This is a genomic window from Faecalibacterium sp. (genome assembly GCF_052358865.1).
GTDB lineage: Bacteria > Bacillota > Clostridia > Oscillospirales > Ruminococcaceae > Faecalibacterium > Faecalibacterium butyricigenerans.
Map to the genome: position 1 here is coordinate 48,209 of NZ_DAWCVJ010000007.1, position 11,821 is coordinate 60,029.

The window sequence follows — 11,821 nt, forward strand, 5'->3', positions numbered from 1 at the left end:
CCTGTCTCTTATCGTGTTTCCGTGCACAGCTCCTTCCAGCGCTGCGCCGGGATCACCGGCTCGGTGATAAACGCCTCCGGGGCAGGGGCAAGGACGTGCCGTGTCACTCGGAAAAGCTCGTTCGCGTCGCACAAGATGCACGCCGCGTCGCCAAATTTTGTGTTTTTCGCTGCGCCACAGTCCAGATACGCCTGCTCCAGCTTGACGAAATCCTCCGAGATGTGGGGCTGCTGCGCATTGTAGTGGCGGCGCATATAAACGGCGTGCTCTGCCCCGGCTTCATCCACCACAGTGAGCTGCAAGGGCTTGTCGGTAAGCCGGTTGGGGACGTTCAGCACCTCCTCCACGCTGTGAAGGAAGGTGTTCCGGGCATGGCTGACGCCCAGCAGCAGGATCTTTCCGCCGACCGCCCGTAGACGGTCGTAGCAGCCACCGGGGGTGCAGGGGGTGTTGTTTTCCAGTTCCCCTGCCAGATATTCTGCTGCGCCCCTGCCGCAGGCCGCGATGCTGTGCGTAGGATGAAGAGAACGCACTACCCCGGGCCGCTGCCGGAACAGTTCCGGCAGGATGCCCACGCAGCAGGGACTGCGGCGGACATCGAACACCGGGTGGTCCTGATCGATGAACTGCCATGTGTGGGTGGGCAGCAACAGCAGACCCTCCGCAAAGAACTCCATCAGCGCGTCCAGAACCGTGTCTGCACCGCCCTCGACAGCACCAATGGACTTCATGGAGGAGTGGATGAGAATGGTCTCAGTGCCAGTCAGCCCCATGGCAGCAAGATCCTGCTGGAGGGTCTGTTTTGTGTATGTCATGCGGTTTCTCCTTTTTCACATCGCGTTTTTGCTCTCACCCGATTCACAGGATGTACTCCATCTGCCGTTCCTTTGTTTTCATGCCCATCTTTTCGTAGAAGTGCTCTGCCGGGGTATTTCCTGCCCAGACGTTCAGAGTCACTTCATAGCAGCCCAGTTCTTTTGCCTGCTGCTTCACATATTCAAACAGACTTTCACCGATATGCTGCCCCCGTGCCTGCCGGTCAACGCAAAGGTCATCAATAAACAACGACTTGAAGGGCACCATGTTGGTGGAAAAAGGCTGCTCCTGCATCTGACAGAAGGCATAGCCTCTGCACACATCATCCTCGTCTACGGCAACGTAGATGGGTTTCTCCTCCTGCTTCAGAAGCTCTGCCAGTTCACAGACGGTGTATTTGGTGGTGTCGGGAATAAAAATATCCGGGCGGATCTCTGCATGGATCTGCAATACCTGCCCCAGCAGGGCAAGGAGTTTTGGAATATCTTTTTCCTCTGCTTTCCGAATCTTCATTTCACTTTCCCTCAAAGCTTTTTCAAAGCTGCCCGTTTTCCGCGGTGGTTCCTATGTCGGCATCCACCGGCAGCCCATCCTTAAACATTCTCTTTATCAGACTGGAATTGAAACAGGTTCAGCCCGGTAACAGGGTCATACGCACGGTCTACCGTTCCGTCCAGAACATCGACCACCATCTCGCAGGTGGCGCTGACCACTGCCCGGTTCAGATGTCCGCCGAACACCTCGCCCTTGTCGTTCCCGGCGCTCATGTGCAGGTGGGTGTAAAATTCACCGTTCATGGTGTTGATGGTGCCGGTCAGGGAAACGATCTCAAAGCTGCCGCTGAAGGTGTTGGCGTAGTATTTCTTTTCCGCCACATTGTACACGCCCACCGTAAAGCTGTTGGTGGCGCCCAGTGCCTGAACGGCGGCGAGGCGGATGTTTTCCTTCAGCGCAAGCTCCTTTACTTTTTCAAGGATCTCCTCGTCCTTATCGATGCGGACAATGATCTTACTGCCAAAGCGTTTGAATTCCATCGTAAAGCGTCTCCTTTTATGTATTTTTATGATCTGCCTCTTGTCAGGAACAAGTGCGCAAACTGGAATTTTCAAATTAGTCTTTGCAAATAACCTTTGAACCTTCACCATCAATTACAATTCCCTGACGGTTGTTAATTGGGCATAGATTCAAATCCGAAAACTCAGTCATTATTTTCTCGGTAACTTTCTTAAATGGTGCTGTAAGATAATGCGGAAGAACATAGAAATCAATCAAATCAAGCCCTGCATCATCTTCTTGTGAGTAGTCCTCCGGCTTTTCATCCATTTGCTCGATATATTGGATGCTTGGAGCGCATATAATCGCACCTGCCGATTCACCAATCATCAGTTTTCCCTTTGCCAATTCTTTCTTCAACAGCTCATCCGTTCCCGTTTTACGGAGCTGGTCTATAAGGAAAAAAGAATTTCCGCCGGTAAAATATATCACATCCGCATCTTCAAAAACAGACTGTATCGTTGAATAAGCCTCCGTTGAAATATCAATTTCAGTTACGGCTGCTCCCAGTTTATTGAATAGCTTTCGAGCCGAGCCGACATAACCGGTATAGCCTTCACGCAGCGAAGCTGTGGGAATAAATGCGACTTTCTTGTTATCAATTTCTTCCTTTATCAGACTTCCTACACTTGAAAAGTGCGAACATAAAAACAGTTTCATCAATATTCTCCTTTATATATAAATTCTGAGTTGTTGCGTTCAGTATACCACATTGAACTACATTGTAAAGAAGAAACTGTCCGGACGAGCATTTCTCCCCTGCCCGGATTCGGGGGTCAAAATTGTGGTCAAATGAACCTGACAAATGACCTTTCTCCCCCGGCTAAGTTACATCGCGCAATTTCGATTTTCATCAATCGAAGTTGCGCTTTTTGTTTGCACGAATTATCTATAAGGAGGATTTGTTAGCCATGTCAATGAATCATCGTTGTTTTTTCATTCTTGACGGAATTGTATGACCCTTGACTATTTTTACGGACAGGCCGGAGAACTCTTTTCGTTCTTCCGCATTCCAAAGGCTCTTTTTCAGGAGCAGCGGTTTCAAGATCTGTCAACCGATGCCAAAACTCTGTACGGCATCCTTCTTGACCGTATGAGCCTTTCTGTTAAAAACGAATGGTTTGACAAAAAAGGGCGAGTGTTCATCATCTTCACGATTGAGGATGTCAAGAGGACTTTGCGTTGCGCAGACAACAAAGCGACCCGACTGCTCCGGGAGCTTGAAAAATTTGGTTTGATTGAACGAAAACGTCGAGGGCAAGGAAAGCCATGTTTGGTGTATGTGAAAAACTTTTCGGCAGAATCTTCAAAGGAGAGTGTCAAGAATCGTGATAATGACGATTCTTGTGGCTCTAAAATCGCTTGTCAAGACCCGGTAAAATCACGAAGTATTAAGAAGAAAGAGAATAAAACAGAGATGAATAATACGAATCTTATCCTTTCCGACGAATCGGAGAAGATGAAGAATCGCGAACTGCTCGAAGAATATTTTTCACATTCTTTGGAGGTGGACCTTCTGCTCCGGCTCTGCCCGGACGATGAGGATACTATCTATCAGATCGTAGATTTGCTGGTGGACACCTGTGCCACCAACCGCAAACTGCTGCACATTGCCGGAGACGACAAACCCGCCGAGGTGGTACGCAGCCGTTTTATGAAGCTAAACGTCGACCATATCCGCTTTGTGCTGAAGTGCCTTGCAGAGAACAGCAATCCGATCCGTAATATGAAACAATATCTGCTTGCTGGCACTGCGTACCGTAAAACTCCCGTTTCAATCTTCACGAGTGATTTTTCTTGGAAGAAGCCCCGCCGAAGAACATCTGCCCGGCATTATACAAGCGAAAGAATGTATGAAAAAGAAGAAGCACATCTCAGAAGAGCAGCATTATCTCTGTGAAATCGGTCTGGAAAAGATGCCCTATCGGTCTTCCTGGCTCTACAAATCTTATACCGAGGAAAGCCTCACGCACATCACGATTACAGCCGCTCCATGCAAAGTTCCTGCTCTGCCATGATGGATTCATCTGTTGGGTCGTAGACTTGTTGGCTGTGGATCGCATTTTTTATCGGCATGGTTCTACTCTCCTTATTTATAAGGAATCTTTCTCATTTTTCAGTAGATTCTTCCAGATTCTTTCGGTACTGTGCCGGACTGACACCATACTCTTTCTTGAATACCCGGCTAAAATAGAGTGGGTTATCATACCCTACGATCTCTGCAATTTCTCCAATATTGTATTCGGTGTTCTCCAATAAGCTCTGGGCATTTACCATCCGAAGGGACAGGATGTATTGTGCAGGGCTTATTTTCATGTACTGCTTAAAATTACGGATAAACCAGTTCGTACTGATATGCAGCGATTCTGCGTAATCGTCCACACTGACCTTTGTATTATAATTCTCGTTGAAGTAGGCAACGGCGGCTTCGATTTCTTCGGGGATGCTTGTAGTTGTTTTCTCGCTTTCCTGTTGTTGCCTGCTTACTAAAAGCAGAATGATGTTGAAGAGAGAAGCAATATAGTCTTCATAGCCATATTCACATTGTTGCAGTTCCCGGATGATCTTTCGGAACAGCATTTTGTAATCCGGCAGTGTGCCGCTGTAAAAAACGTGCTTGTCCAAGGGTATTCCGTGATAGTTCAGGATGTTTTTGACATCATATCCTGTAAAGTGAATCCAGAACACCTCTGGATGATCTTCTACATAGTAGACATACTTCTGGATTTCTTTCGGCTGATAAAGCACCATGTGTCCAGAAGTCACCACTTCCTCAACACCATCGAACCAGAAGTGTGCTTTACCAGATGCCACATAGAGGATTTGATAGTCTCTGCGACCCTTTGCCCAAAAAGTAGGTAGCTTAGGGCGTTTTTTCAAGCGATAAGTGCCGCAGCTGCCTACGACCAGCGGCTTTGAGTAGTCTTTGAAATCCAAACGGGAGTTGTTCAAATATCCTGAGTTGAAATACATCCCTGCGTCCTCCTCATCTTCAGAGATTTTACAGTGATTTGGGAAATGTTCTATCAAAAAATCACAAACTCTTTGATTTTGTGCATATTTTGTTCCATCTTGTCTATATCTTTTCGTTCCATTAGATTCTATAATATTTTCAGACGAAACGCAAGAGATTTGGGCAACTTGCGTAATGAGAATTCCAGTCTGAAGTGCGCAGCAGATTGGTCGCGCCCACACAAAACAAGCAAGATGGGAGAAAGCACAATGACTGAGAAGCGTTATCTAAAGTGGTATAATAAAGTCGGCTATGGTTCAGGCGATATTGCGGGCAACGTGGTGTATGCATTCCTGTCCTCCTTCGCCATGATCTATCTGACCAACACCGTTGGCCTGAACCCCGGTATTGTCGGCACTCTGATTGCAGTTTCCAAACTGCTGGACGGTGTGACGGACATTTTCTTTGGTTCTTTGATTGACAAAACGCATTCTAAGATGGGCAAAGCCCGTCCTTGGATGCTGTACGGCTACATTGGCTGTGCCATTACGCTGGTGGCAATTTTCGCCATCCCGACCAATCTGGGACAGTTTGCACAGTACGCATGGTTCCTGATCGCATATACTCTGCTGAACGCTGTATTCTACACTGCCAACAACATTGCTTACTCTGCACTGACTGCTCTCGTCACGAAGAACAGTGCCGAACAGGTCGAGATGGGTTCTTGGCGTTTTATGTTCGCCTTTGCCACCAGCCTGCTCATCCAGTCCATCACGCTGGGTGCTGTTACGGCATTGGGCGGTGGTGCTGCCGGTTGGCGCACTGTTGCAATCATCTACGCCATCATCGGTCTGCTTGTCAACACCCTCTCCGTTTTCTCCGTGAAGGAACTGCCGGAAGGCGAATTGGTGGATACCACCGACAAAAAGGAAATCGAGCAGGACGAAAAGTACAATCTGGTTCAGGCTGCAAAGCTGCTTGCTGGTAACAAATATTATATGATGATTTGCGTCACCTACATTTTGCAGCAGATCTACGGTGCCATGATCAGCATGGGCACCTACTATGCAACCTACATTCTCGGCAACCAGAATCTGTTTGGCGTGTTCTCTTGGGCAGTCAATATTCCTCTGATCATCGCTCTGGTATTCACCCCGACGCTGGTTGCCAAATGGAGCGGAATGTACAAGCTGAACGTCATGAGCTATACTCTGGCAACCGTTGCCCGTGCACTGGTCGCTGTGGCAGGTTATATGGGCAGCGGTAATGTTCCCCTGATGCTGCTCTTTACTGCAATCGCAGCTCTTGGTCAGGGTCCTTGGCAGGGCGATATGAACGCTGTGATTGCTGCTTGCTCTGAATATACTTGGCTGACGAATCATAAGCGCGTGGATGGCACGATGTACTCCTGCACTTCTCTGGGCGTAAAACTTGGCGGCGGTCTGGGTACTGCCATCACCGGCTGGCTGCTGGCAGCAAGCCATTTCGATAGTGCGCTGGCTGTCCAGCCCGAATCCTGCATCTCGATGCTGAAGATCATGTATCTTGTGATTCCGTTTGCTCTGGATGCCATCATCACCTTCATTCTCTCTCGTATGAAGGTCGAAGAAGCAAATGAAAAGCTGCGTGCAGCAGTCTGATAACAAGCCATTATCATTTCTCCTTCATCTGCTGTTCCCCGGAGGAATCCAGCGATTCCTCCGGGGAGGCTGGAGAAATATTATAAAATTATAAAAGGTAAATGAGGAAATACTATGGCTGCATTTGATTTTGCAAAAGTAAAAGATCCCACCTTTTTCAAGGAAAACGTGCTGAATGCTCATGCAAGTTTCCGTACTTACGCTTCCCGCGAAGAATATCGGACAGGCTCATCTTCTTTGGCGCTGAAGCTGGACGGTATCTGGAAATTCGCCTACGCAAAGAACTACACCAGTGCCATTCCCGGCTTTGAAGAGACGGATTACGATTGCAGCGGCTGGGATGACATTCATGTTCCGGCACACATCCAGATGGAGGGCTACGACATTCCCCAGTACGCGAATGTTCAGTATCCGTGGGATGGCCGTGAAGAAGTACAGCCGGGCGAGATCCCGCAGTGGTTCAATCCGGTGGCAAGCTACGTAAAATACTTCGAGCTGCCGGAATCCATGCAGGGCAAGCCCGTCCACATCGAGTTCGAGGGTGTGGAAAGCGGCATGGCTCTTTGGCTGAACGGGTCTTATGTGGGTTACACCGAGGACAGCTTCTCCGCACACGCATTCGATCTGACTCCCTATCTCCAGCCGGGCGTGAACAAACTTGCCGTGCAGGTGTTCAAGTGGACTTCCTCCAGCTGGTGCGAAGATCAGGACTTCTTCCGCTTCTCCGGCATCTTCCGCAGCGTGTGGCTGTACGCCATCCCCACCGTGCATCTGGAAGATATATCCGTCAAAACGCTGTTTGCCGGGGATGATTTTACTCATTCCACGCTGGAAGTTGCATTGCAGGTGGAGGGTAAGGGCGCAGCCCGTCTGACCCTGCGCCGCAGTGAGCTGGAAGTGTTCTCCGAAAAAATCGCACTGAACGGCGGCTCTGCGTTGTTCAGCCATGCGGTGGAGAACCCCCACCTGTGGAGTGCAGAGGACCCGGCTCTGTATGAACTGGAAATCGAGCTGCTGGACGATGCAGGCCATCTGGTAGAGGTGACTGGGCAGAAAGTCGGTTTCCGCAAGTTCGAACTGAAGAACAATCGGATGCTGCTCAACGGCAAGCGCATCGTGTTCAAGGGTGCCAACCGTCATGAGTTCAGCTCCATTACGGGTCGTGCTGTGGGCGTACACACCCATGAGGAACTGCTTCGGGATATCATCACCATGAAGCAGAACAACATCAATGCCATCCGCACCAGCCATTACCAGAATCAGGATGCACTGTACGACCTGTGCGACGAGTATGGTCTGTATCTGATCGCAGAGAACAATCTGGAATCCCATGGCACATGGGACATCCATCAGGCTGGCATTCGCGGCATCGAGGGCGTTTTGCCCAATGATAAGCCGGAGTGGAAAGCTGTCTTGTTTGACCGCATGAATTCCACTTACCAGCGTGACAAAAACCATCCTGCTGTTCTGATCTGGTCTCTGGGCAACGAATCGTTTGGTGGTGAGACCCTGCTCCAGATGGCAGAGATGGTCCGCCGCTTTGATGACACCCGTCTGGTGCATTACGAAGGTGTGGTCAATGATCCCCGCTTCCTCGAAACCACCGATATTGAGAGCCATATGTACAGCACGGTCAAGGACATTAAAGAGTATCTGGCACAGGGCGATAAGCGGCCTTATATCGAGTGCGAATACTCTCATGCTATGGGCAACTCCAACGGTGCTTTGCACAAGTACACGGAACTTGCCGACCAGAAGGACTGCGGCTATCAGGGCGGCTTTATCTGGGATTACATCGACCAGTCCATCTGGAAAAAAGACCGCTACGGCAAGTGGTTCCAAGCCTACGGCGGCGACTTCGGTGAGCGTCCTACCGACTATAATTTCAGCGGAAACGGCATTGCCTACGGTGGTGACCGTGCTCCTTCTCCCAAGATGCAGGAGGTCAAGTTCTGCTATCAGAACATCGCCATTTCCATCGACAACTCTGGCTTCGAAGTCTGGAATAAGAACCTGTTCACCTCTACGGATGCTTTCGACTGCGTTGCACTGCTGCATCGTGATGGAAAGTTGTATCAGCAACAGGAACTGACCAATATTGATGTTGCTCCCGAAGAGCGTTCCAGCTTCCCGCTGCCGTTTATGGTCCCTGCGCTCCCCGGTGAATATGCAGTGACCATCAGCTTCCGTTTGAAGGAGGACACCAGCTGGGCAAAGAAGGGTCATGAAGTCGCCTTTGGACAGGGTGTGATCGCTGTGGTCCGTTCCATTCCCAGCAAGAAGGTCACGCCGTTTACCGTTACACACGGTACACACAACATCGGTGTCCGGGGCGAGAATTTCGATGTTTTGTTCTCCGATCTGAATGGCGGCCTGACTTCCTACCGCTATGCTGGCAAGGAGATGATTCAGGAGATCCCCCGTCCCAACTTCTGGCGCGCTCCCACCGACAACGACTGCGGCAACAACATGGGCGGCGTTCGCGGTCAGTGGAAGCTGGCAAGTCTGTACGCTACCACCAAGGGCATCGGCAAGGAGATTCCATCTGTTCATGGCGGCACAATCCTCCAGAACCCCACCTGCGAGGTGGAAGCCGACAGCGTGGTCGTGACCTATCTCTATAACCTCCAGACCAGCCCCGCAGCAGAGTGCAGCCTGCAGTACCGTGTGTTCGGTGATGGCCGCATCCAGACCACCCTGCACTATGACCCGGTGGAAGGACTTGCAGCAATGCCGGAGTTCGGCGTACTGTTCAAGATCGACGCTGACTACGACACGGTGGAGTGGTACGGAAACGGCCCTGCGGAGACCTACTGGGATCGTCAGCATGGTGCAAAGCTGGGCATTTACCAGAACAAGGTCGCAGACAACATGGCACAGTACCTTGTGCCGCAGGAGTGTGGCGCAAAGACCGCTGTGCGCTGGGCAAAGGTAGTGGACCGCAAGGGTCGCGGGCTGCTGTTTACCGCAGATGCCGCAAAGCCCATGTTCTTCTCTGCGCTGCCCTACACTCCCCATGAAATGGAGAGTGCCAAGCATCCCTACGAGCTGCCCCCGGTCCATTACACGGTGATTCGTGCCATCGGCGAGCAGATGGGCGTCGGCGGTGATGACAGCTGGGGTGCCAATGTCCACCCGGAGTATATTCCTGATGTGACTAAGCCTGTGGAGTTCACCTTTACGTTCCGTGGCATCTGACCCTCGTTATTAAGACACCTTCGCGTTGAGATATGGACATTCCTGCATGAGATTCCTATCAAAAGCGAGGGTGTCTTTTTTGGTATCACAAAATCTCAATTCCTGACACCACTATTTATAAGTAGTGCTTCGCTCTATATAAGTAGCGTTGCTATGTCAAAATAACCGCATTCCGCTTTTGTTTAGAGCATTTCTTTGAATGGCTCTCCAAACTTTCTTTAACGTATTGAAGTATACAAATTTTTAGGATATAATCAGCACATTCCCCAAAAGCTATATAGAATTACACAAAAATTTGATAGGAGGCGTACACACATGAGTTGTTTCGGTTCAAGGTTTTTATTAGCAAAACCTGCAGGCTGCAAAGTTGCTGGTTGTGCTCATCCGCACCCCTTTGCACAGGTTCATCGGCTAATGATAGAACCGGATTGGCTGATGAAAGAGCCTCCAGCGGGAAGTTTTCTACCATCTCTCCTATCCAAGCTGCGGCATCGCCACCCATCTTCGTTGACGGAGGTCGGCTGACATGAAGGATCGACTGAAAGATCACCTTGAAGGCTGGCAGTTTTGCGAAAACTGTGGTATGCAGGCGTTGGGCGTGGATATTCAGACCATCCAGAGCATCGTAGGCCATGCCGACACCGAGATGACTGAGCATTATCTCCATGTTCAGGAATCCATTCGGCAGAGTGCGATCCAGTTGTTTAGTGAGGCATTTTCGGCCTGAAAATTGGACGGAACAGCACTAATTATCGCGAGCCAGCTTTTCAAATCGTTGGCATCAACGCTGGCTCGCATATCGCAGCAGATGATGTTGCGTCAAAAAAGCCCACTTGCCCCTGCGATTGACCAGATAAAATCGTTGGCATTGTGGTTAAAATTGTGGTCAAAACCAAATGAGGCCAGCCTATAAACAAAAAAATCCAACGATTTCTAACGTGAAATCGTTGTATTTATGGTCCAGTAAGACTGGACAAATCCGAACTTTTTCCTTCCACCCCATCGGCGGTCAAAGTGTCCTCAAATCGGACGGTTTGGGTGCCATCCTTGTAGTTGAACGTAATCAGCATCCGGTCATCGTACAGAAAAATGGCATTTACAAAAATTTCAATCAGCGCTTTCCGCTGCTTTTTCTTCGAAATATCGAACTTTCTAAATTTCATCAGCCAGAATCGGATGAAATCCTCATTGAAGCTGGGCTTCTTCAATTTTTCATCTGCGATTTTTGCAATCAGTTCATCTTTCTGGATTTCCAGCTCTTCCAGACGCTCTTTCGTTGTCCGGGTGTACAAGCCGTCCTCGATCGCCTTCATCAGGTTGTCCAGCTTTTTGTTAACCTCTCGCAGTTGCTTTTCCAGCAGCGGAATCGTGGTGTTTTCCTGATTCTGGACATCCATGACGAGCTGAACGATCTTGTCGATCACCGCATCGTCCTGAATCAGCTTCATGGTCTCCCGAACAACCAGATCTTCCAGCCAGTCCTTCTGCACGGTCTTTTTGTTGCAGCCCTTGCGCCGTTTGACGTTGGCGCATTTATAATAATAGTAGGTGCGTCCGGTGGCGCTGGTTCCGCTTTCGCCGAACATCAGTGCACCGCACTTACCGCAGAACAGCTTGGTGGTCAGCAGATATTCCTCGTCTGCCTTGCCACAGGCAGGGGCACGCTTGTTCTTATCCAGACGCTTCTGCACCCGGTCAAACAGGTCTTTCGGAACAATAACCGGAATTGCATCCGGCACAACGATATCCCGGAAAGACAGTTCGCCAATGTATCGGCGGTTCTTCAGCATGGTGTTCACACTACTGTGGGTCATTTTGCCGCCCAACATATTGCGGACCCCCTTGTCGTTGAGGAAGTTTACGATCTCCACCATTTTATCGCCGTTGTCATACCGCTGAAAGGCTTCCAGCACCAGCGGAGCAGTCAGCGGGTCAAGATGATAAAACTTGTCCTCGTCGATTTTATAGCCAATGGTTCCCGTACCGCCAGTGCACTTACCCTTCAAAGCGTTCTCGGTCTGACCACGAATCACCTTTTCGGACAGCTCTGCCGAGTAGTATTCTGCCATGCCTTCCAGCAGCGTTTCCACCAGAATGCCCTGTGAACCCTCGGCAATGGGTTCCATAACGGAAATCAGGTGGACACCGTTCTTTTTCAGGA

The 11,821-nt window shown here is 49.8% G+C and carries 10 protein-coding genes; 3 read left to right on the forward strand and 7 right to left on the reverse strand.

Annotation, left to right across the window (positions count from 1 at the left end; translation table 11 throughout):
- Positions 1–8: 8 nt before the first annotated feature.
- The 4 genes from ACT8X9_RS02550 to ACT8X9_RS02565 all read right to left on the reverse strand — a co-directional run bounded on the left by ACT8X9_RS02550 (position 9) and on the right by ACT8X9_RS02565 (position 2,529).
- The gene (locus ACT8X9_RS02550) at positions 9–815 is read right to left on the reverse strand and encodes an AAC(3) family N-acetyltransferase (protein ID WP_444268015.1); all 807 of its coding nucleotides are present in this window, start codon (positions 813–815) and stop codon (positions 9–11) included.
- A 43-nt stretch (positions 816–858) separates the two neighbouring features.
- Entirely contained in the window at positions 859–1,329 is a 471-nt protein-coding gene (locus tag ACT8X9_RS02555) for a GNAT family N-acetyltransferase (RefSeq protein WP_444268016.1), read from the reverse strand.
- 80 nt (positions 1,330–1,409) lie between these two features.
- On the reverse strand, positions 1,410–1,850 hold the full coding sequence (locus ACT8X9_RS02560; protein ID WP_444268017.1) for a PPC domain-containing DNA-binding protein: 441 nt from the start codon (positions 1,848–1,850) through the stop codon (positions 1,410–1,412).
- A 76-nt stretch (positions 1,851–1,926) separates the two neighbouring features.
- A complete protein-coding gene (locus tag ACT8X9_RS02565) occupies positions 1,927–2,529 on the reverse strand; it encodes a Type 1 glutamine amidotransferase-like domain-containing protein (RefSeq protein ID WP_444268018.1) in 603 nt (200 codons plus the stop codon).
- Positions 2,530–2,824: 295 nt separating this feature from the next.
- Between ACT8X9_RS02565 and ACT8X9_RS02570 the strand changes: the two genes are divergently transcribed.
- Positions 2,825–3,769 (forward strand): DUF6017 domain-containing protein, encoded by a 945-nt coding sequence (locus ACT8X9_RS02570; protein WP_444268019.1) that lies wholly within the window; start codon positions 2,825–2,827, stop codon positions 3,767–3,769.
- A 209-nt stretch (positions 3,770–3,978) separates the two neighbouring features.
- Here ACT8X9_RS02570 and ACT8X9_RS02575 read toward each other — a convergent pair whose 3' ends face one another.
- Complete coding sequence (locus ACT8X9_RS02575; RefSeq protein ID WP_098924928.1) at positions 3,979–4,842, reverse strand: helix-turn-helix domain-containing protein; 864 nt, start codon at positions 4,840–4,842, stop codon at positions 3,979–3,981.
- 249 nt (positions 4,843–5,091) lie between these two features.
- On the opposite strand from ACT8X9_RS02575, the gene ACT8X9_RS02580 reads away from it, so the two are divergent.
- Both ACT8X9_RS02580 and ACT8X9_RS02585 read left to right on the forward strand, forming a co-directional pair.
- Positions 5,092–6,462, forward strand: coding sequence for an MFS transporter (locus ACT8X9_RS02580; RefSeq protein WP_444268020.1), 1,371 nt, complete (start codon positions 5,092–5,094; stop codon positions 6,460–6,462).
- 114 nt (positions 6,463–6,576) lie between these two features.
- Positions 6,577–9,660, forward strand: a complete 3,084-nt coding sequence (locus ACT8X9_RS02585; protein WP_444268021.1) for a glycoside hydrolase family 2 TIM barrel-domain containing protein — start codon at positions 6,577–6,579, stop codon at positions 9,658–9,660.
- Positions 9,661–9,943: 283 nt separating this feature from the next.
- Here ACT8X9_RS02585 and ACT8X9_RS02590 read toward each other — a convergent pair whose 3' ends face one another.
- Both ACT8X9_RS02590 and ACT8X9_RS02595 read right to left on the reverse strand, forming a co-directional pair.
- Positions 9,944–10,327 (reverse strand): hypothetical protein, encoded by a 384-nt coding sequence (locus ACT8X9_RS02590; RefSeq protein WP_444268022.1) that lies wholly within the window; start codon positions 10,325–10,327, stop codon positions 9,944–9,946.
- A gap of 286 nt (positions 10,328–10,613) precedes the next feature.
- Positions 10,614–11,821, reverse strand: a 1,208-nt coding sequence (locus ACT8X9_RS02595; RefSeq protein ID WP_444268023.1) for a recombinase family protein, incomplete at its 5' end; no start/stop codon positions are given.

What these genes read in the sequence shown, in the direction of transcription:
- ACT8X9_RS02560 (WP_444268017.1), bottom strand. Translation starts at nt 1,850, where the DNA reads ATGGAATTCAAACGCTTTGGCAGTAAGATCATTGTCCGCATCGATAAG.
- ACT8X9_RS02565 (WP_444268018.1), bottom strand. Translation starts at nt 2,529, where the DNA reads ATGAAACTGTTTTTATGTTCGCACTTTTCAAGTGTAGGAAGTCTGATA.
- ACT8X9_RS02590 (WP_444268022.1), bottom strand. Translation starts at nt 10,327, where the DNA reads ATGGAGATAATGCTCAGTCATCTCGGTGTCGGCATGGCCTACGATGCT.
- ACT8X9_RS02580 (WP_444268020.1), top strand. Translation starts at nt 5,092, where the DNA reads ATGACTGAGAAGCGTTATCTAAAGTGGTATAATAAAGTCGGCTATGGT.
- ACT8X9_RS02585 (WP_444268021.1), top strand. Translation starts at nt 6,577, where the DNA reads ATGGCTGCATTTGATTTTGCAAAAGTAAAAGATCCCACCTTTTTCAAG.
- ACT8X9_RS02550 (WP_444268015.1), bottom strand. Translation starts at nt 815, where the DNA reads ATGACATACACAAAACAGACCCTCCAGCAGGATCTTGCTGCCATGGGG.
- ACT8X9_RS02575 (WP_098924928.1), bottom strand. Translation starts at nt 4,842, where the DNA reads ATGTATTTCAACTCAGGATATTTGAACAACTCCCGTTTGGATTTCAAA.
- ACT8X9_RS02570 (WP_444268019.1), top strand. Translation starts at nt 2,825, where the DNA reads ATGACCCTTGACTATTTTTACGGACAGGCCGGAGAACTCTTTTCGTTC.
- ACT8X9_RS02555 (WP_444268016.1), bottom strand. Translation starts at nt 1,329, where the DNA reads ATGAAGATTCGGAAAGCAGAGGAAAAAGATATTCCAAAACTCCTTGCC.